Raw genomic sequence first — 19,356 nt, 5'->3', positions numbered from 1 at the left:
CGTACGGGGGCGGGTGCCGGACTCGGTACGGGACGCCGTCGGCGCCCGCTCCGGGGCGGGGGCGTCTCGGAAAGGTGTGACGGTTTCCCGAGATGTGTCACGCTTTTCCGTCGCGGGTCCCCGCGCCTTCCGTCGCGGGTCCCCGGCACCTGTGCCGTGGTCGGCGTCACGGAGGCGACGCGGGGACCGGTGGGTATGCTCCCCGGCATGCCCGCCTCCCCCATACCCGTCGGCCGCGGTACGTCCGGTGCGCCCGGTTCGTCCGGCGACGACGCCTGTCCGGGGGCGTTGCGCCTGCACGCGGCCGATGACGGTGGGCTCGCCCGGATCCGGATACCCGGCGGGCTGCTTCCGCGGCACCGGGCGCGGGCGCTCGGCGACGCGGCGCGCGAGTTCGGGGACGGTGTCGTACGAATCACGTCGCGCGGCAACGCGGAGGTGCGCGGTGTCGACGCCAAGCGCGGCGCCGAGTTCGGGGCGGCCCTGCGAGCCGCAGGCCTGCTCCCCTCGGCCGCGCACGAACGCGTCCGCAACATCCTCGCCTCGCCGCTCTCGGGCCTCGACGACCGGAGCCCCGCCGACGTACGCGAGTGGCTCCTCGACCTCGACCAGCTGCTGTGCGCGAGCACGGTGACGCCCACGCTGAGCGGCAAGTTCCTGTTCGCCCTGGACGACGGCCGCGGCGACGTCGCCGCACTCGCACCCGACATCCTGCTGCGGGCGACGCCCGGGGGCCGCGCCGTGCTCCGCCTCGCCGCCGAACCGTACGAACTGCGCCTGGCGTACGAGGATGCGGCGCGGGCCGCGGTGGCGGCGGCGGAGGAGTTCGTCGCGGCGGCCCGGGACGATCCGGGGCGGGGCTGGCGGGTCGCCGAACTCACCCTCGTACCAGGGGAGTTGACGGAGCGTGTAGCGCGGAGGACCGGGGCCGAGGTCGCCGCGGCGCCGGAGCGGCCGGTCGCACGGCCGCCGAAACCCGGGCCGGTCCTCGACGCCGCCGGCGCCGTACGGGCGTGGTCCGTGCAGGCCCCCTTCGGTGCCGTCACACCCGACGCCTGGTCGGCGCTGCTCGACTCGGCCGACGGCGAGGTGCGGCTCACCCCGTGGCGCGGGATCGTCGTGCCCGGCGCAGACTCCGAACCGCTCGCCCGCGCGGGCTTCGTCACCGCACCGGACTCACCGTGGACGCGGGTGAGCGCCTGCGTCGGCCGACCCGGCTGCGCCAAGTCCCACGCGGACGTGCGCGCGGAGGCCGCCGCGCACCTCGCCGACATGGACTCGTACGGCGGCCTGCCCGTGTACTGGTCCGGCTGCGAGCGGCGCTGCGGGCACCCCACCGGCCCGTACGTGGACGTCGTGGCGCAGCCCGGCGGCGGCCACACCCTCACCGTTCCCTCCGTCCCCCATCACACCGAGAGCTGAGAGCAACCGTGTTCGACTACGAGAAGGACGGCGCGGCGATCTACCGCGAGTCCTTTGCCACGATCCGCGCGGAAGCCGCGGACGGACTCGCGGCGCTGCCCGCCGACCTCGCCCAGGTGGCGGTCCGCATGATCCACGCCTGCGGCCAGGTGGATCTCGTACAGGACATCGGCCACTCGACCGGCGTCGTGGCGAACGCGCGGGCCGCGCTGCGCGCCGGGGCGCCCATCCTGTGCGACGCCCACATGGTCGCCAGCGGCGTCACCCGCAAGCGGCTGCCCGCCGAGAACGAGGTGATCTGCACGCTGAGGGACCCTCAAGTACCGGACCTCGCTGCCAAGTTGGGGACCACGCGCAGTGCCGCCGCGCTCGAACTGTGGCGTGACCGGCTCGACGGCGCCGTCGTCGCGATCGGCAACGCGCCCACCGCGCTCTTCCACCTCATGGAGATGATCGCGAAGGGCGCGCCGAAGCCCGCCGCGATCATCGGCATACCCGTCGGCTTCGTCGGCGCCGCCGAGTCGAAGGACGCGCTCGCCGCGAACGAACTGGGCCTCGAACACCTCGTCGTACGAGGACGCAGGGGCGGCAGCGCCATCACCGCCGCCGCGCTGAACGCGATCGCGACCGAGGCGGAGATCATGGAGGACCGGGCATGAGCGGGAAGCTGTATGGCGTCGGGCTCGGGCCCGGTGACCCGGAGTTGATGACCGTCGCGGCCGTGAAGGTGATCGCCTCCGCCGACGTCATCGCGTACCACTGCGCGCGCCACGGGCGTTCCATCGCCCGCTCGATCGCCGCGGAGCACATCCGCGAGACCCAGATCGAGGAGCGGCTGATGTATCCGCTCACGGTCGAGACGACGGATCATCCCCGCGGATACCGGGGCGCGCTCGACGACTTCTACGAGGAGGCGGCCGCCACCCTTGCCGCGCACCTCGACGCCGGGCGCACGGTCGCCGTGCTCGCCGAGGGCGACCCGATGTTCTACGGCTCGTACCAGCACATGCACAAGCGGCTCGCCGACCGGTACGAGGCGACCGTGATCCCGGGTGTCACGTCCATCAGCGCCGCCGCCGCACGGCTCGGGCAGCCGCTGTGCGAGGACAAGGAGACGCTGACCGTCATCCCCGGCACGCTGCCGGAGGACGAGCTGTCCGCGCGGATCGCCGCCGCGGACTCCGCTGTCGTCATGAAGCTGGGGCGTACGTTCACCAAGGTGCGGGCGGCGATCGAGAGTTCGGGGCGGCTCGACGACGCGCGTTATGTCGAGCGGGCGTTCATGGACGGCGAGCGGACGGGGGCGCTGGCCGACATCGACCCGGAGTCCGTGCCGTACTTCTCCGTCGCCGTGCTGCCCTCCCGGGTCGACGCGGTGCCGGTGGCGGACCTGGACGCGGAGCTGGATCCGGCTCGGGGCGAGGTCGTGGTCGTGGGTACCGGGCCCGCGGGTGCGCCCTGGCTGACGCCGGAGTCGCGCGGCGCGCTGGCCAACGCCGACGACCTGGTCGGGTACACCACGTACCTCGCGCGTGTGCCCGGACGGCCGGGGCAGGTGCGGCACGGGTCGGACAACAAAGTCGAGTCCGAGCGTGCCGAGTTCGCCCTCGATCTGGCGCGGCGCGGGCATCGTGTCGCGGTCGTCTCCGGGGGTGACCCCGGTGTCTTCGCGATGGCGACGGCGGTGCTCGAAGTCGCCTCGGAGGAGCGGTACTCGGGGATTCCGGTGCGGGTCCTGCCGGGGGTTACGGCGGCGAACGCGGCGGCGGCGAAGGCGGGGGCGCCGCTCGGGCACGACTACGCGACGATCTCCCTTTCCGACCGGCTGAAGCCGTGGGAGGTCATCGCGGAGCGGTTGCGGACGGCTGCGGCGGCGGATCTGGTGCTGGCCCTTTACAACCCGGGGTCGCGGAGCCGGACGTGGCAGGTGGGCAAGGCGCGGGAGTTGTTGCTTGAGCTGCGGCTGCCGGATACGCCGGTGGTTCTTGCGCGGGATGTCGGCGGGGCCGAGGAGAGCGTACGGGTCGTCCGGCTCGCCGATCTTGACCCCGAGGTCGTCGACATGCGTACGTTGCTGATCGTCGGGTCGTCGCAGACCCAGGCGGTGGTCCGTGCGGACGGCCGAACGGTGACATGGACCCCGCGCCGCTATCCAGAACCCGGCACCGCGTAACGGCCACGGGGCTCCGCCCCGGACCCCGCGCCTCAATCGCCGGCGGGGCTTGAGCTATCAAGCCCCTGCGGCGATTGAGCAGCGGGGTATGGGGCAGAGCCCCAGTCTTTCAGGGCCGGGGGGCGTTGAGCCAGTGTGTGGCTTCCTCCACGGTGGTGGCGACGGGGACACCGGTCGGCACCGGGGGGCGGCGGACCACCACCACCGGGATGCCCGCCTCCCGCGCAGCGGTCAACTTCGGGGAGGTCGCGGCGCCGCCGCTGTCCTTGGTCACGAGGACGTCGATGGCGTGGTCGGAGAGGACCGCGCGTTCGCCGGACAACGTGAACGGGCCCCGGTCCAGCAGCACCTCCATCCGCGGCGGCACCGGCGCCTCAGGCGCATCCACGGACCGCACGAGGAACTCCGCGTCATCGACGTGGGCGAACGCGGCAAGCCCCATCCGCCCCGTGGTGAGGAAGACCCGCCCCGCCCCCCGCACCGCCTCGGCCGCCTCCGCCAGGGAGCCGACCTCCCGCCAGTCGTCCCCCGGACCCGGCACCCAGCCGGGCCGCCGCAGCGCGAGCAGGGGAACATGGGCGGTGGCGGCGGCCCGCGCCGCGTTGAAACTGATCGTCTCGGCGAAGGGATGGGTGGCATCGATGACCGCGGACACGGCCTGCTCGAGGATCCACTCCGCCATGCCGTCCGCCCCGCCGAACCCGCCGATCCGCACCTCACCGGCCGGCAGCCGGGGCGCCGCGACGCGGCCCGCGAGCGAGCTGGTCACGCGGACCCGCGGGTGCAGGGCCTCGGCCAGGTGCCGGGCCTCGGTCGTCCCGCCGAGAATCAACACGTGCGGCATCGGGGAACTCCATGAACGAATCGACTGAGCCGAAAGGCGGGCGCAGCGCCCAACTCAAGCACACCGGTCTGCGGCCCGGCTGGACGACCGGCGCCTGCGCGACCGCCGCGACCACGGCCGCGTACACGGCGCTGCTGACCGGCGAGTTCCCCGACCCGGTGACGATCACGCTGCCGAAGGGCCAGACACCGGCCTTCGCGCTCGCGGTGGAGTCCCGCGACGCGGAATCGGCGACGGCCGGTGTCGTCAAGGACGCCGGCGACGACCCGGACGTCACGCACGGCGCCCTCGTACGGTCCACGGTGCGGCGCCTCCCGCCCGGCTCGGGAGTGGTGTTCAAGGCGGGGCCGGGCGTCGGCACGGTCACCCGGCCCGGACTTCCGCTGCCGGTCGGCGAACCCGCCATCAACCCGGTGCCGCGCGAGATGATCCGCACGCACCTCGACCGGGTGGCAGCGGAACAGGGCGACCCCGGCAACGTAGACGTAGAGGTCACGATCTCCATCGACCACGGCGAGGAGATCGCCCGCTCGACCTGGAACCCGCGGCTCGGGATCCTCGGCGGTCTGTCGGTGCTCGGCACGACGGGGATCGTCGTGCCCTACTCGTGCTCGGCGTGGATCGACTCGATCCGGCGGGGCGTCGACGTGGCGCGCGCCGCGGGCCGTACGCATGTCGCGGGCTGCACCGGCTCGACGTCCGAGAAGACGGTCGTCCGTGAACACGCCCTGCCCGACGACGCGTTGCTCGACATGGGCGACTTCGCGGGCGCGGTCCTGAAGTACATCCGCCGCCACCCGGTCGACCGTCTGACCATCTGCGGCGGCTTCGCCAAGCTGTCGAAACTGGCGGCGGGCCATCTGGATCTGCACTCGGGCCGTTCCCAGGTCGACAAGGGTTTCCTGGCCGAACTGGCGCGCGGCGGCGGGGCGTCGGAGTCCCTCGCCCAGGAGGTCGCCGAGGCCAACACAGGACTCGCCGCCCTCCAACTGTGCACGGCGGCGGGTGTCCCGCTCGGTGACCTGGTGGCGAGGGCGGCCCGCGACGAGGCTCTCGCGGTCCTCCGCGGCGCCCCGGTGGCCGTGGACGTCATCTGCATCGACCGAGCAGGGAACGTAGTAGGCAAATCAAGCCCCTGCGGCGATTGAGCAGCGGGGCCCGGGGCAGAGCCCGGCAACCTAGGCCCGTTCCCGCCCCACGGAGTACAGGTGGCTGTCCCGGAACTGGGAGGCGCCCAACGTGCGGCCCACGATGATCACGGCGGTCCGCAGCACACCCGACGCCTTCACCTGGTCCGCGATGTCGGCGAGGGTGCCGCGCAGGACCAGTTCGTTCTCGCGGCTGGCGTAGGCGACGACCGCGGTGGGGCAGTCCGCGCCGTAGTGCGGAAGCAGTTCGGAGACGATCCGGTCCACGTAGCGCGCGCCGAGGTGCAGGACGAGGAGCGCGCCGCTCGCGCCGAGTGTCGCGAGGTCCTCGCCGGGCGGCATCGGTGTGGCCTGCTGGGCGATACGGGTCAGGATCACCGTCTGGCCGACCGTCGGCACCGTCAGTTCGCGCTTCAGCGCCGCTGCCGCCGCCGCGAACGCCGGGACTCCGGGGACCATCTCGTACGGGATGCCGAGCGCGTCCAGGCGGCGCATCTGCTCGGCCACCGCGGAGAACACGGACGGGTCGCCGGAGTGCAGGCGGGCCACGTCGTGTCCTGCCTCGTGCGCCGCCGCGAACTCCCGCTCGATGGCGTCGAGATCGAGGTTCGCCGTGTCGATCAGCTTCGCGTCCTGCGGGCATTCGGCGAGGAGTTCGGCCGGGACCAGCGAACCCGCGTACAGGCACACCTGGCAGTTCGCGAGCGTGCGCGCGCCGCGGACCGTGATCAGGTCGGCGGCGCCGGGGCCCGCCCCGATGAAGTAGACGGTCATGGCTGTCCCACCTTTAGAGTTCCGCTGTTTTCGTTACCGACCATTGCGTGACCGGCATCGCCTGCCGCCACCCCGTGAAGCCGCCGACCGGCACCGCGTGCGCGACGGACAGCTTCACCAGGTCGCCACCGTGGCGCCGGTACCAGGTGGCGAGCAGCGCCTCGGATTCGAGGGTGACGGTGTTGGCCACCAGGCGGCCGCCCGGTGCGAGCGCTGCCCAGCAGGCGTCGAGGAGGTCGGGGGCGGTGAGGCCGCCGCCGATGAACACGGCGTCGGGGGGCGGGAGTTCGGCCAGCGCCTTCGGTGCGGGGCCGGTGACGGCGGTCAGGCCCGGCACGCCGAGCCGCGCCGCGTTCCGCTCGATGCGGGCCGCGCGCTCCGGGTCCCGCTCCACGGCGTACGCGCGGCAGGACGGGTGCGTGCGCATCCACTCGATGCCGATGGAGCCCGAGCCGCCGCCGATGTCCCACAGCAGTTCGCCGGGGGCGGGGGCGAGCGCGGCGAGGGTCGCGGCGCGGACGTGGCGCTTGGTGAGCTGGCCGTCGTTCTCGTACGCGGTGTCGGGCAGGCCGGGGGCGGCGCCGAGGCGCAGGGTGTCGGGGGCGCGGCGGCAGTCGACGGCGATCACGTTCAGCGGGTCGCCGGGCGCGTGCGTCCAGGCCTCGGCCACGCCCTCGTACGACGTCTCCTCCTCGGCGCCGAGGCGTTCCAGGACGGTGAGGCGGCTCGGTCCGAAGCCGCGCTCCGTGAGCAGCTTCGCGACCTCGGCGGGGGTGGCCGCGCCGGCGGAGAGGACGAGTACGTGGCGGCCGTGGTGCAGTGCGGCGGCGAGCCGGTCGGCCGGGCGGCCCACCAGCGTGACCACCTCGGTCTCCTCCACGGGCCAGCCGAGGCGGGCGCAGGCGTAGGAGGTGGAGGACGGGTGCGGCAGCACGTGCAGTGCGTCGGGGCCGACGATTTCGGTCAGCGCCCGGCCGATGCCGTAGAACATCGGGTCGCCGCTGGCCAGGACGGCGAGGCGGTGGCCCGCGTAGCGGGCGAGGAGGGTCGGGACGGCGGGGCGCAGGGGGGTGGGCCAGGGGACGCGGTCGCCCTCGCACTCCGGGGGGAGCAGGGCGAGTTGGCGGGGCCCGCCGATGACTGCGGTCGCGGTGCGGAGGGCCTCGCGGGAGGTCTCCGGGAGGCCCGGCCAGCCGTCCGCGCCGATTCCGACGACGGTGGCCATCGGTGGGGCCGGGTTCGCGGGGGTCACTGCCAGGTACCTCGGGTCGTCAAGAGCGCCAACGTCGAAGCCGCACTCTATCGGGCGACACCAGCCCCGCCCCGACCCCGGCCCCCCGCGCCTCAATCGCCGGCGGGGCTGAAAAGACCCGGGGCTCCGCCCCGGAACCCGCGCCTCAATCGCCGCAGGGGCTTGAAAGAACCAATCGCCGCGGCGACGGGGGCGGAGCCCCAAATCAAGCCCCGCCGGCGATTGAGGCGCGGGTTCCGGGGCGGAGCCCCGAGGCGCGGGGTCCGGGGTCCGGGGCGGAGCCCCGAGGCGTGGGCGACGCGCCGCGCACACCCCCGGTCCCCCGTACCGTCGCGGCCACCGTGTTACCTCAGAGCGAATCGCATCGGCGGGAGGCAGGACGACATGGCGGGTTACGGGATGGCACGGGCGTGGGCCGTGACCGCCATGGTGGTCGGGGCCTCCGCCCTGCCCGCCACCACGCCGGAGGCGAACGCCGCGGAGGAGCCCGCACCCACCACCGTCGTCTGGCCGGTGACCGCCACCCCGCACATGACGGCGGCAGCCCTCGGCTCGGGTTCGGACGCGAAGCCCGTCTTCGACGACGACTCGCTCGCCGGCCTGTTCGCCCCCGGCGGCCGCCTGCGCGAGGTCGTCGACGCGGGCAAGGGCCGCGACGTCAGCTGGGTGCTCGACCCGGACGTGGTGATCGCCGCGCAGGAGATGTCCACCGGCTACCGCGTCGCGAAGAACGCCGCCTCCGTCTCTCCGCAGGACACCACCGAGGGCACGGGCCAGGGCGCGGCCCGCAGCTGGCTCACCGCGCTGCGGGAGGCCGTGAAGGGCCGCGAGGTCTGGCTCCTCCCGTACGCCGACACGGACCTCGCCTCGCTGGCCCACCACCCCGGCACCGACACCGAGGACCTCACGGAGGTCGTGTCCGGGCTCGCGGCCGACGCGAAGAAGCGCGTCGACCGGGCCCTCGACACCTCCGCCCGCCCGGGGCTCGGCTGGCCCGCCGACGGCGCGCTCGACTCCGACGTGACCGCGCTCGGCGCCAAGCTCGGCGTGACCCGCGTCCTCGCCTCGGGCCAGGGGCTCACGCCCGCGGACACCGCCCCCGTGACCGTGGGCAGCGGCGACGACGCGATGACGGCGCTGCCCTACGAGGCCGACGTGACGGCCGCGCTCGGCCGCGTCAAGGACCAGGCGCCCTCCCCCACTCCGACCGCGTCGGCGTCGGCGTCGGCGTCACCCAGTGACTCCGGCTCCTCCCCCGGCCCGGAGGCCTCCGCGAGCCCCGACACCGCAGGCAAGGCCACCGTCGGCCGCATCACCGCGCTCCTCAAGGCGAACACCCGCCCGGTCCTCGTACCGCCCCGCAACCTGTCGGGCACGGCGGCGGACGCGCTCGGCTCCGCCATCGACGCCGGCACCGAGGACGGCTGGCTGGACCTCCAGGACCTCCGCGCGGCCGACGACGACCCGGTGAAAGGGGCGGCCGGGTCCCCGTCCGCGTACCCCTCACGACTGCGCGCGGGCGAGCTCGGCAAGGAGCAACTGACCGACGCAGCAGGCGACTTGGACCGGCTCGCGACCCTCGGCAAGGTGCTCGCCGACCCGAAGGACACCACGGAGTCCGTGCACGCGGCGATGGCCCGCGCCCTGGGCACCGCCTGGCGGGGCGAGGAGGACACGGCGCAGCGGACGTTCCAGGACCGCACGACGGCCTTCCTGTCGACGTCGGTGACGTCACTGCGCCTGGTGCCGAAGACCACCGTCACCGTCACGTCGGGCGACGCCTCGATCCCGGTCACGGTCGACAACGCGCTGCAACAAGAGGTCTCCGGGCTCGAACTGCGCCTCACGTCCAGCGACTCCGAGCGTCTCAAGGTCAACGACGACGAGATCTCCGTGTCGGCCGAGGGCTCGGCGAGCCACACCTCCCAGATCGACGTCACCGCGAAGGCCAACGGCAAGGCGCGTCTGACGGCGCAGCTCTACACGACGAGCGACGGCAAGCCGTGGGGCGACGAGATGACCTTCGAGGTCGATGTGACGTCGGTGTCCTCCGGGTCGATCGCCGTGGTGGCGGCGGGCGTCGGGCTCATCGTCCTGGCCGCCGTGTTCCGCATGCGCCGCGTCCGCAGACGCAATGGAAACGGGAGCGGGAGCGGCCAGGGCGGGGCCACCCCAACCGGCTGATGACGAGTCCTCGTCCGCCTTTCTCACCGCCGCCCGCGCGTCAGCGCGCCCAGTCCGGCGTCCAGAACTCGTCGGCGTCGCCGCCCTTCTGACGCTCGTACCGGTCCGTCAGATACGTCAGGAGCGCCGCGAGGCCCGGGTGCCGGTTGTCGGCCCGCCACAGCAGCGACAGCGGGTAGAGCGGGGTCGGACGGCGTACGGGGATGAAGCGGAGCTCGATGTCGGCCGGGCGGGTGAGCGGCGTGCGGGTGCCCATGATGGTCGCCACGTCGTCCGCCGCCGCGACCGTCCGCAGCAGGTGGCCGCCGCCGAAGGTGCTGCCGCCGACGTCGATGGTGAGGCCGAAGGCGCGCTCCAACTCCTCGTAATACGTGGCCCATTCGCTGCCCTTGACCATGCCGGGCATCCAGATCCGGTGCCCGGCCAGCTCGGCGGGCGTGACCTCGGTCCGGTCCGCCAGGGGGTGCGCCGCGCCGGTGACGAGGATGGCCGGCTCGTCGATGACGCGGGCGCTGCGCACCTCGCGCGGCAGCCGGTCCGCGGGCACGGCGCACGTCCAGAACGCGGCGTCGACGCCCCCTTCCCGTACGGAGGCGAGCGCGGCACGCCCGCCGTGGCCGAGGGCGACGACGTCGAGCGGGAGGTGCTGGTGGGCCTGGTGGAAGTCCTGCACGACCCCGTTGGTGATCACGTTGGCGGCGAGCACGTCCACGCGCAGCGGGCGCCGGCCGCCGCGCACGGAGTCGGCGGCCCGCTCGGCGACGGCGAGCAGCTCGCGCGCGTGCGGCAGGAAGGTCTCGCCGTCGAGGGTGAGCCGCACGCCGCGCGGGGTCCGGGTGAACAGGCGCGCGCCGAGCCCCCGCTCCAGGGCGGCGACGCGCTTGGAGGCGGCCTGCTGGGTGATGCCGAGTTCGGCGGCGGCGATCTGGATCTGCCCCTCGCCGGCGACGGCGACGAAGGTGCGTACGTTCTGGAAGTCGATGGCGTCCATGGGGTGCACGCCCCTTATACAACCATTGGTTGTACAGATGTGGGTGCCAGTTGTTTGCCGCGGCGCGCCCCCGGCCGCTTGGATCGCCGGGTCACAACAGGAGACGGGAGGCGGTTCGGTGCGGCTCGGGCGGGATTTCGGGTGGCTGTGGGCCGCCTTCGCGGTGAGCACCGCCGGTTCCTGGCTCGCGCTCGACGCGTTCCAGCTGATCGCGGTCCTCGTGCTGCACAGCGGCGCCGCTCAGGTGTCGTTCCTGGCGGCGGCCGGGCTCGCGGTCGGCGCGCTGCTCGCGGTGCCGCTCGGGCCGTGGGTGGAGTTCCGGCGCAAGCGGCCGGTGCTGGTCCTCGCGGACCTGGTGCGCTGCGGCGCCCTGCTGACACTCCCCCTCGCGTATGCCCTCGACGCGCTCACCTTCGCCCAGCTCGTCCTGGTCTCGGTGGTCGTGGCCGCCGCCGACATCGTGTTCCGCGCGGCGAGCGGCGCCCACCTCAAGGCGCTCGTGCCGGACGCGGGACTCCTGACCGCCAACGCCCGCTTCGAGTCGACGCAGTGGACCGCCACGGCCGTCGGACCGCCACTCGGCGGCGCGCTCATCGGCGCCTTCGGTCCGCTGACGACGGTCCTCCTGGACGCGGTGAGCTACGTCCTGTCGGCGGTGGGCGTGCGCGCCATCCGGGCACCCGAGCCGGAGCCCGCGCGCAGCAAGAGCGGCGGCCGGTTCAGCGCCGCCGACATCGCCGAGGGCTGGCGCCACTTGTGGCGGCAACCCCGGCTGCGCGCCCTGTTCCTCAACAACAGCCTGGTGAACGCCCTGATCATGGTGGGCTCCCCGCTGATGGCGGTGCTGCTCCTCGACGATCTGGGGCTCGCCCCCTGGCAGTACGGCCTGGTCTTCGGGATCCCGTGCCTGGGCGGACTCGCCGGCTCCCGCCTCACCGGGCCGCTGGTGCGGCGGTACGGGGAGCGGCGGGTGCTCCTGGTGAGCGGTACCGCGCGGGCGTGCTGGCCGGTCGGGCTTGCGTTCGTGGGGCCGGGTGTCGCGGGGATGCTCGTGGTGGTCCTCGTGGAGTGCGGCCTCATCACGTGCAGCGCCGTCTTCGCCCCGGTCATGGCGGTCGAGCGGCTGCGGCTCACGGACGACGACCGGGTGGCGCGGGTGCTGTCCGCCTGGACCGTCACCCAGCGGGCCGTCACCGCCGCGCTGACGCTGGTATGGGGCGCCTTCGCCGCGCTGATCGGTGCGCGCGGGGCGCTCGCGCTCGCCGGAGTGCTGCTGCTGGCGACGCCCCTGCTGCTGCGCGGCCTGCGCTCCCCGGCGTGTACACCCCGCCCCGCGGCGCCCACGCTGCCAGAGTGACCACGAACAACCACCCCATATGTGCCGGATGTCCAGGACAGCCCGGTTAAGGGAGTTTTCGTGGCACACGTACACGTGATCCTCAATCAGAAGGGCGGCGTGGGAAAGTCCACGCTCGCCGTGAACCTCGCGGCCGTCACCGCCGACGTGCTCGGCGCGGGCGCCGCCGACGCCGAACGCCCGCCCGTCGTCGCCGTCTCCATCGACCCGCAGGGCTCGGCCGTGTGGTGGTCGGAGCGGGTCGGTGAGGGCCTCCCCTTCGACTTCGTACAGGCCCACGACGACCTCTCGGGGCTCGCCGCGCTGTCCCGCATCCCGTCCGCGCAGCACGTCTTCGTCGACACCCCCGGCTGGCTCGACCTCGCGGACGACGACGGCGCGGACCCCCTCGGCAAGGGCGCTGCCGCCGACGCGCTGCGCGCGGTGCTCTCCAACGCCACCGACGTCATCGTCCCCATCGAGCCCGAGCCGCTCGGCTTCCAGCCCACGCAGCGCACGGTGGAGCGGGTCGTGAAGCCGCGCGGGCTGCCCTTCCGCGTGGTCATCAACAACTGGGACCCGCGCGACGGCAAGGCCGACCTGGAGCAGACCCGCGCGTTCGTCGAGGCGCAGGACTGGCCGCTCGCGCGCACCGTCGTACGCCACTACAAGCTGCACACGCGGGCCAGCGCGGACGGCCTCGTCGTCACGCAGTACGGCGCGAACCGGGTCGCGCTCCAGGCCCGCGAGGACTTCTTCCGGCTCGCCCTGGAGGTCGGCCTCGCGGCGATCCCGGCCCCGGCGCGCAGCAAGAAGCCCCGCCAGTCCTCCAGCACCACGAAGGCCACGAAGGCCGCGAAGGCCACGAAGAAGAAGGTGAACAGCTGATGGGGCGCCGTACCGACCTGTCCTCGCTCCTGTCCTCCGAGAAGGCGGCCGCCGAGGAGCAGGACGCGGCGCCCGCCCAGCGCAGACGCCCCGAGACCAAGCCGCTCACCGTCCCGATCGGCGACCTCACCGAGAACCCGGACAACCCGCGCCACGAACTGCGCGACCTCGACGGGCTCGCCGAGACGGTGCGCGAACGCGGCGTCCTCCAGGCCCTCGGCGTCGTCTCCGCCGCCGTCTTCCTCGCCGCGCGGCCGCACCACAAGGAGGCCGTGGGCGACGCCCCGTACGTCGTCCTGCACGGCCATCGGCGGCTCGCGGCGGCCAGGATGGCGGGCCTGGACGAGGTTCCGGTCCTGGTCAGGGACGATGCGACGCGTTCCGACGAGGACGCGCTCATCGAGAACGTGCAGCGCGACGACCTCACGGAACTGGAGCAGGCCCAGGCCATCCAGGGCCTGATCACCTCCTACGGCTACTCGCAGCGTCAGGTCGCCGCCCGGATCGGCAAGACGCAGGGCTTCATCTCGCAGCGCCTGTCGCTGATGAAGCTGCGCGAGGACATCCAGGAGGCGCTCGCCGACGGCCGCGTCTCCATCGAGGACGCCCGCCGCATCGCCCGTCTCCCGAAGGACGATCAGGTGCTCCCCGGCGAGCCGGATGCCGCCGCGACCGTCCCGGCCGCCCGCAAGGAGAAGCGGGGCCGTGATTACGGCGTAATCAAGATCGACAGCCGGGGCACCCCGGACGACCTGGTCGAGGCGCTGCGTCGGCATCTGGCCCCCGCCACCCTCGACCGGATCGTCGAACTGCTGGGGCGATAGCCGCCCGTGCCGTCGATGCGGCCGCCGTGGTCGCTTACCGTGGCCCCGTGCTCGAAGTGCCGACCGTGCCGTCCACGTCCCTGACCCCGCAACCGCCCGCCGAGGCCGTCGCCCCGCTGATGCGCGGCCTGGACGTGCTGCGGCGCCTCACGGACGCGGACGGCACGCTCGCCCTCGCCGACCTCGCCCGGGCCACGGGCCTGGCCCGCTCCACGGTCGACCGGATCTGCGCGACCCTCGCCCACCTGGGCTTCGTACGCCTCGACGGGCGTGACGCCGCGCTCGCCCCGCCCCTGATGACCGTCGCCAACGCCTGCCTGGACGCGCTGCGGGTGCCGGGGCTCCTGGGCCCGCTCGCCGACCGGCTCGCGGACGAGCTCGACGAATCCGTCTCCCTCGCGGTCCCCGACGGCGACGACATCCGCTTCGTCCACCAAGTGCTGCGCAGGCGGGCCCTGTCCATCAGCTTCCGCGTGGGCGATTCCCTGCCGGGGGGCGGGTGTGCGCCGGGGTTGGTGTTCCGGGAGTCCCTCCCCCTCGCGGTCGACGACCAACTCGTGGAACCGGGCCTGGTGGCGGTGGCGGTCCCCGTGCGGGGGCCGGACGGTTCGGTGGTCTGCGCGCTGAGCGTGGTCAGCCACACGAGCCGGCACGCCGCCGGGGAGCTGGCGGGAGCGGTGCGGGGGCCGTTGGAGGCGTGCGTACGGAAGATGGAAGCGGAACTGAATTATCAAGCCCCTGCGGCGATTGAGCAGCGGGGTCCGGGGCAGAGCCCCGCGACCGGGGACCCAACCCCCGCAACGATCCAGTCCCTGGCCAGAGGCCTCCGCGTGCTCACCGCCTTCGACGCCGCCCACCCCACCCTGACGCTCACCGAAATCGCCGAAGGCACCGGCCTCGCCCGTGCAACGGCCCGCCGCGCCCTCATCACCTACGAACACCTCGGCCACGTCACCCACCAGGACCGCACCTACCGCCCCACCCCCCGCATCCTCGCCCTCGGCTGCGCCCCCCTGTCGCGCACCACGCTCCCCCGCATCGCCGCGCCGCACCTCGCGGCCCTGTCGAAGCGGCTCGGCGAATCCGTCGGCCTGTCCGTAGCGGACGGTGACACGTCCGTACGCTGCACCGCGCGGGTGACGCCGCGCCGGGTCATGAGCGTCGACATCGGCGTCGGCTCCCGGCTGCCCGTACGGGACACGGCCGCCGGGCGGCTGCTGCGCGACGGCGGCGAGCGGGCGGTGGCCGACGGGCCCGAGGCCGGACTGCGGTCGGTGGCCGTGCCGGTACGGGACCGTGCGGGCCACGTGGTGTCCGCGCTCGACGTCACCGCCCACCAGGGCCGCGGGGACGACGACACGTGGGCCGAGGCGCTGCGGGACACCGCGGCGCTGATCGCGGCGGACCTGCACGTGACATCGCGCTTCGTGAGCGTCCCCGTGCACTGAGACCCGGATCTCACCGGCGTACGGACCTTCGTCCCTACTCTTCGCGACGAATGCCCCGCATTCTCATATGTGATGAAACCCGGCAGCTCGAGCAGCTACTACCAGTCCTCGATCCGTGGCGCGGCCCCCTCGGCCTCCCGCCCCACGGGCGGCTGGCGTGCCATGGTGCTGCTCGTCTCGGTGATGGCGCTCATCATCGTCACGCTCGACGTGGCGACGCCGGCCGACTTCCGGGCGCGCGCCCTGCTCGGCCTCGTGCCGATCATGGTGGCGCTGCTCGCGCCCGTGTCCGTCACCGCCGTCGTCACCGGGCTGCTGATCTGTGTATACCTCGGACTGCAAACCGTGGCGCCGCTGCCGGCCGGCACCAGCTGGGCCGTGCTCGGGCCGCTGATGATCGGCACCGGCGGCCTGCTCGGCGTGCTGATCGCGCGCCGCAGGGAGGAGCAGCGGGCCCGCGTCCAGGCCCTCACGGACATCGCGGAGGCCACGCAGCGCGCGGTGATGCGCGGCCTGCCCGAGCGCCTCGACGACCTGCACATCGCCGACTTCTACCAGCCCGCCGCCCGCGCGGCCCGCGTCGGCGGCGACTGGTACGACTTCCAGCCCTCGCCGCACGGGGTGCGCGCGGTGCTCGGCGACGTCAGCGGCAAGGGCCTGCCCGCGGTGTCGGCCTCGGCGTGGCTGCTCGGCGCGTTCCGGGAGGCGGCGTACCACGAGGAGCGGATCGAGGAGGCGGCCCGGCGCCTGGAGATCGCCATGCAGCGCTACAGCGCCTGGACCCGGATCACCGACGACGAGGGCCTCACGGACGCGTTCTCCACCGGGCTGCTGCTGCACTTCCCGCCGGCGTCCCCCGAGTGCGTCGACATCGTCAACTTCGGGCACGAGCCGCCGCTGGTCGTCACGGCGGACGGCCGCGTGCACACCCCCGAGCTCCCTGCCGGGCTCCCTCTCGGCATGGGGACGCTGGGCGCCGAGGCGCCGCGCGTGGCACGGCTGCCCTTCGGGACCGGGGACACCCTGATCCTCTTCACCGACGGCGTGACCGAGTGCCGCGACGCGGGCGGCACCTTCTACCCCGTACGCGAGCGGCTGCCGCGCCTGCTGTCGCCGCGCGGCGCGCAGGAGTCGCCCCAGGCGCTGCTGCGCCGCCTGGCGGAGGACCTGCGCGAGCACCGGCACGGCCCGCCCAGCGACGACGCCGCGATCACCGTGATCCGCAGGACCGCACAGCGCGCGCCGTACCAGAACGAGGCGGACGCCGAGCTGTACGCGTACCGGCCGAAGGAGGCCGCGGACGAGACCGCGGGCACGGCCGTTCAGGGCGCCATGACTCAGTACGCCACCGACATGCGCTTCCTGGAGTGCGCGTCGCGCTCGATCTCGTCGACGAAGACCAGCGCATAGTCCTCGGCGCTGATCCGGCTCGCGCCGTCCGCGTCCGTCATCAGCCGGTCGCCGCCGATCCGGAACTCCTCGGTGCGCTCCCCCGGGCCGATCTCCGCGGCCGGCGAGATGTACGTCCAGTCCACGTCGTCGACCGTACGCAGAAGCGCCAGAACGTCCCGGTGCGCGAGCGCCTCGCCGCGGTACGCGTCGGGGAAGTCCGGCTGGTCCATGAGCGCCTCGCCGGGCGCGACCTCCAGGCTGCCCGCCCCGCCGACCACCACGAGCCGCGCGATCCCGGCCCCGCGCACCCCGGCGACCAGCGCCTCATTGAGTGCCAGGAACGGCAGAACCGGGTCCGATCCGTCGCGGGGCGGCGCGAGGGCGGAGGCCACGGCGTCGTGCCCGCCCGCGAGTTCCGTCAGCCGCTGCACGTCGGAGACGTCCGCGGCGACGGCCGTGACACCGGGGACGGGCACGTCGCCCGAGCGGCTGACGGCGGTCACACTGTGGCCGCGGCCCAGGGCCTCGGCGGCGATGCGGCTGCCGACCATGCCGGTGGCGCCCAGGAGCAGGATGTTCATGCGCTCAGCGAAACACGGTGCGCCACCGCGCGCATGTTGCGAAGGGCGTGCCACAAGAGGTCAATGGAGAGCGAAGGACGCGAGACTCGGGACATCCGAGGGCGCGTCCGAGGGGGCCTGGCAGAAAGGAGCCAGTCATGGCTCAGCATGCGGCACCCGCACCGCGACGCAGCACAGGTGGCGCGGCGCTCTCCCCGACGAGCGCGGCCGTCGTCGTCCCCGTCGTGACCGGCATCGTGTACGGCTTCTGGGCGGCGAGCATCGACCGCTTCGGCGGTGAGGTCACCGGAGCCAACATCGCGCTCGGCTTCGTCACGGGCATCATCGTGGCGGCGCTCTGCTTCGGCATCCACCACTGGTCCAAGCAGCTGGCGGGCCGGCACTTCCTGGCGCGGGCCTCGGCCTGGGGCGCGTTCACCGGCATCGCGATCGGTTTCCTGCACAGCCTCTCGGACCCGGCGATCCTGTGGTCGATCATGCTCGGCCTGGTGATCGGGGCGTCCACGTTCGTGGGCACGTACTACCGGTACTACTCGGCGAGCGAGTACGCGCCCGTATAGCCTTATAGAACGTACGTTCTAGTGCCGTCCGTTCTAGTACCAGACGCCGAACTCCCGGGTCTCGGTCTCCCGGTAGTACCACCCGCTCGGGCCGTGGTCACGATCGTGCCGCGGCCCGTCGGACGGCGCCTTGGACGTGCAGCTCGGCACGCCGCGGCCACCGGTGTCGACATACGCGGCGCTGGCCCAGCCGCGGGCGCCCGTGAACCAGTACCAGGTCGAGGTGGAGTGCACGGACGAGCCGTCCGTGGCGCACTCGATGCGGTCCTGGCTGCCCGGCGCGAGCCGGTACACGACGGATGCCGAGGTGCTCGGACCCGAGCGCAGGTTGAGGTCGGACGGGGAGACGACCGTCCCCCAGACGACGTCCCCGCTGTTCGCACCGGCCGGTGCCGCGGCTGTCACGGCGAGCAGTCCGCCCGCCAAGAGCCCGGCGGCAGCAAGGGCCGGGGTGGTTCGGCGCATGGTTCGGCGCATGATCGGCCTCCTAGGGTGAACCCTGGATCCCCACGATCTCCACGCCCCCACGTCCAGGAAACACCCGTTCGGCCCAGTGCTCCACCGGAGCGCTCGCGCCCCGCGCGGCTTGGGCCTTGCCTGGCAGACGTGACCCGAAAAGCGCCCGCGAAGGCAGTCCTCTCCTCGGTGCTGCTCGTCATCGCCTGCCTCCTCGTCCCGCTGGGCACCCTCTCCACCTGGGCGAAGTACGAGATCGGCGACAGCGACCGGTACGTGTCCGCGATGGCGCCGCTGGCCGGCGACACGGACGTGCGGGGCGCCGTCGCCGACGCGGTGACCACCGGGGCCATGAAGAACCTCGACGTGGGCGCGCTCCATTCGGTCGTCGAGGACTACCTCCACGACGCGGTCGTCTCGTTCACGGACACCGACGCCTTCCGCGGCGCCTGGAACACCGCGAACCGGGCCGCCCACGACGCCGTGCAGCAGGCCCTCGACGAGGGCACCACGGGGCCCGTCACGCTCGACCTGGCCCCCGTCACCCGGCAGGTCAAGCAGCAGCTGGAGGCGGACGGGGTGCCGTTCGCCGAGCGGATCCCGGTCGCCCACACCGAGGTCACCCTGCTGCCGGCCGGCGACCTGGCCGGGCTGCGGAAGGGCTTCCACGCGTTCCAACTCGCGGGCCTGTGGCTGCCGTTGGCCGCCGTGGTGTGCGCCGTCGCGGGCCTCGCGCTCGCCGCGCGCCGCCGCCGCGCGCTCGCCTGGACGGCCCTCGGCGTCGCCCTGGGCGCGGCGGCGCTGCTCGCCGCGCTGCCGCTCGCCCGCGCGCTGACGCTCTCCGACATCTCCGGCGCCGCGAACAAGGCGGCGACCGCCTCGGTCTACGACGCCCTGACATCGCCCATGCGGACCGCTTCGTGGGTGCTCGTCGCGGTGGGCGCGGTGGTGGCGCTCGCGGTGTGGCTCGGCGGGCGCCCGTTCAGCCGCGTACGCGATGCCGCCTCGCTACCCCGGCGCGAGCGCTCCGGTGGCAGTCCCCCGGACCATCAAACCGGCCTGACGGTGCACCACCCCGGCTAG

At 73.7% G+C, this 19,356-nt stretch carries 18 protein-coding genes; 12 read left to right on the top strand and 6 right to left on the bottom strand.

Annotated elements, in window-relative coordinates:
* Positions 1 to 207 precede the first annotated feature (207 nt).
* Genes ACWD2L_RS07860 through ACWD2L_RS07850 form a run of 3 tightly spaced genes read left to right on the top strand, consistent with a single transcriptional unit; the run spans position 208 to position 3,595 of the window.
* Positions 208 to 1,422, top strand: a complete 1,215-nt coding sequence (locus tag ACWD2L_RS07860; RefSeq protein WP_351338603.1) for a cobalamin biosynthesis protein CobG — start codon at positions 208 to 210, stop codon at positions 1,420 to 1,422.
* A gap of 8 nt (positions 1,423 to 1,430) precedes the next feature.
* Complete coding sequence (locus ACWD2L_RS07855; RefSeq protein WP_351338606.1) at positions 1,431 to 2,081, top strand: precorrin-8X methylmutase; 651 nt, start codon at positions 1,431 to 1,433, stop codon at positions 2,079 to 2,081.
* The gene (locus tag ACWD2L_RS07850) at positions 2,078 to 3,595 is read left to right on the top strand and encodes a precorrin-2 C(20)-methyltransferase (RefSeq protein WP_351338609.1); all 1,518 of its coding nucleotides are present in this window, start codon (positions 2,078 to 2,080) and stop codon (positions 3,593 to 3,595) included. Before ACWD2L_RS07855 ends, ACWD2L_RS07850 begins: the two co-directional genes overlap by 4 nt.
* 109 nt (positions 3,596 to 3,704) lie before the next feature.
* Here ACWD2L_RS07850 and ACWD2L_RS07845 read toward each other — a convergent pair whose 3' ends face one another.
* Positions 3,705 to 4,439 carry a cobalt-precorrin-6A reductase gene (locus tag ACWD2L_RS07845; protein ID WP_351338611.1) on the bottom strand — a complete coding sequence of 245 codons (735 nt, stop codon included), beginning with the start codon at positions 4,437 to 4,439 and terminating at the stop codon, positions 3,705 to 3,707.
* An 11-nt stretch (positions 4,440 to 4,450) separates the two neighbouring features.
* Here ACWD2L_RS07845 and ACWD2L_RS07840 point away from each other — a divergent pair, with 11 nt between their 5' ends.
* Positions 4,451 to 5,587, top strand: coding sequence for a cobalt-precorrin-5B (C(1))-methyltransferase (locus tag ACWD2L_RS07840; RefSeq protein WP_351338613.1), 1,137 nt, complete (start codon positions 4,451 to 4,453; stop codon positions 5,585 to 5,587).
* A 30-nt stretch (positions 5,588 to 5,617) separates the two neighbouring features.
* Here the strand turns inward: ACWD2L_RS07840 and cobM are convergent, their stop codons facing one another.
* Together cobM and cbiE are read right to left on the bottom strand one after the other, a co-directional pair.
* Positions 5,618 to 6,361, bottom strand: coding sequence for a precorrin-4 C(11)-methyltransferase (gene cobM / locus ACWD2L_RS07835; RefSeq protein WP_351338616.1), 744 nt, complete (start codon positions 6,359 to 6,361; stop codon positions 5,618 to 5,620).
* Between the two features lie 13 nt (positions 6,362 to 6,374).
* Positions 6,375 to 7,613: a precorrin-6y C5,15-methyltransferase (decarboxylating) subunit CbiE gene (cbiE, locus tag ACWD2L_RS07830; protein WP_351338619.1), complete on the bottom strand. Its 1,239-nt coding sequence runs from the start codon at positions 7,611 to 7,613 to the stop codon at positions 6,375 to 6,377.
* Positions 7,614 to 7,997: 384 nt separating this feature from the next.
* Here cbiE and ACWD2L_RS07825 point away from each other — a divergent pair, with 384 nt between their 5' ends.
* Positions 7,998 to 9,797: a DUF6049 family protein gene (locus ACWD2L_RS07825; RefSeq protein WP_351338622.1), complete on the top strand. Its 1,800-nt coding sequence runs from the start codon at positions 7,998 to 8,000 to the stop codon at positions 9,795 to 9,797.
* Positions 9,798 to 9,837: 40 nt separating this feature from the next.
* Here the strand turns inward: ACWD2L_RS07825 and ACWD2L_RS07820 are convergent, their stop codons facing one another.
* Positions 9,838 to 10,788 carry a LysR family transcriptional regulator gene (locus ACWD2L_RS07820; protein WP_351338625.1) on the bottom strand — a complete coding sequence of 317 codons (951 nt, stop codon included), beginning with the start codon at positions 10,786 to 10,788 and terminating at the stop codon, positions 9,838 to 9,840.
* Positions 10,789 to 10,906: 118 nt separating this feature from the next.
* Here ACWD2L_RS07820 and ACWD2L_RS07815 point away from each other — a divergent pair, with 118 nt between their 5' ends.
* The 5 genes from ACWD2L_RS07815 (at position 10,907) to ACWD2L_RS07795 (ending at position 16,694) form a co-directional block, all read left to right on the top strand.
* Entirely contained in the window at positions 10,907 to 12,145 is a 1,239-nt protein-coding gene (locus ACWD2L_RS07815) for an MFS transporter (protein WP_351338628.1), read from the top strand.
* Between the two features lie 60 nt (positions 12,146 to 12,205).
* Positions 12,206 to 13,012, top strand: a complete 807-nt coding sequence (locus ACWD2L_RS07810; protein ID WP_351338631.1) for a ParA family protein — start codon at positions 12,206 to 12,208, stop codon at positions 13,010 to 13,012.
* Positions 13,012 to 13,836, top strand: coding sequence for a ParB/RepB/Spo0J family partition protein (locus ACWD2L_RS07805; RefSeq protein WP_351338633.1), 825 nt, complete (start codon positions 13,012 to 13,014; stop codon positions 13,834 to 13,836). The genes ACWD2L_RS07810 and ACWD2L_RS07805 overlap by 1 nt, the downstream gene beginning before the upstream one ends.
* A 119-nt stretch (positions 13,837 to 13,955) precedes the next feature.
* The gene (locus tag ACWD2L_RS07800; protein ID WP_451188162.1) at positions 13,956 to 15,284 is read left to right on the top strand and encodes an IclR family transcriptional regulator domain-containing protein; all 1,329 of its coding nucleotides are present in this window, start codon (positions 13,956 to 13,958) and stop codon (positions 15,282 to 15,284) included.
* Between the two features lie 72 nt (positions 15,285 to 15,356).
* Complete coding sequence (locus tag ACWD2L_RS07795; protein ID WP_351338638.1) at positions 15,357 to 16,694, top strand: PP2C family protein-serine/threonine phosphatase; 1,338 nt, start codon at positions 15,357 to 15,359, stop codon at positions 16,692 to 16,694.
* Here ACWD2L_RS07795 and ACWD2L_RS07790 read toward each other — a convergent pair.
* Positions 16,622 to 17,257: an NAD(P)-dependent oxidoreductase gene (locus tag ACWD2L_RS07790; protein WP_351338641.1), complete on the bottom strand. Its 636-nt coding sequence runs from the start codon at positions 17,255 to 17,257 to the stop codon at positions 16,622 to 16,624. The genes ACWD2L_RS07795 and ACWD2L_RS07790 overlap by 73 nt on opposite strands.
* 137 nt (positions 17,258 to 17,394) lie before the next feature.
* Here ACWD2L_RS07790 and ACWD2L_RS07785 point away from each other — a divergent pair, with 137 nt between their 5' ends.
* Positions 17,395 to 17,817 (top strand): hypothetical protein, encoded by a 423-nt coding sequence (locus tag ACWD2L_RS07785; RefSeq protein WP_351338643.1) that lies wholly within the window; start codon positions 17,395 to 17,397, stop codon positions 17,815 to 17,817.
* Between the two features lie 33 nt (positions 17,818 to 17,850).
* On the opposite strand, the gene ACWD2L_RS07780 is transcribed toward ACWD2L_RS07785, so the two are convergent.
* Positions 17,851 to 18,294 carry an SH3 domain-containing protein gene (locus ACWD2L_RS07780; RefSeq protein ID WP_351338646.1) on the bottom strand — a complete coding sequence of 148 codons (444 nt, stop codon included), beginning with the start codon at positions 18,292 to 18,294 and terminating at the stop codon, positions 17,851 to 17,853.
* A gap of 129 nt (positions 18,295 to 18,423) precedes the next feature.
* Between ACWD2L_RS07780 and ACWD2L_RS07775 the strand changes: the two genes are divergently transcribed.
* The gene (locus ACWD2L_RS07775; protein WP_351338649.1) at positions 18,424 to 19,356 is read left to right on the top strand and encodes a hypothetical protein; all 933 of its coding nucleotides are present in this window, start codon (positions 18,424 to 18,426) and stop codon (positions 19,354 to 19,356) included.

It is taken from the genome of Streptomyces sp. NPDC002754 (assembly GCF_053592315.1).
Note: the sequence above shows the minus strand (reverse complement) of the source record. Positions and strands in the feature narration are given on the sequence as shown.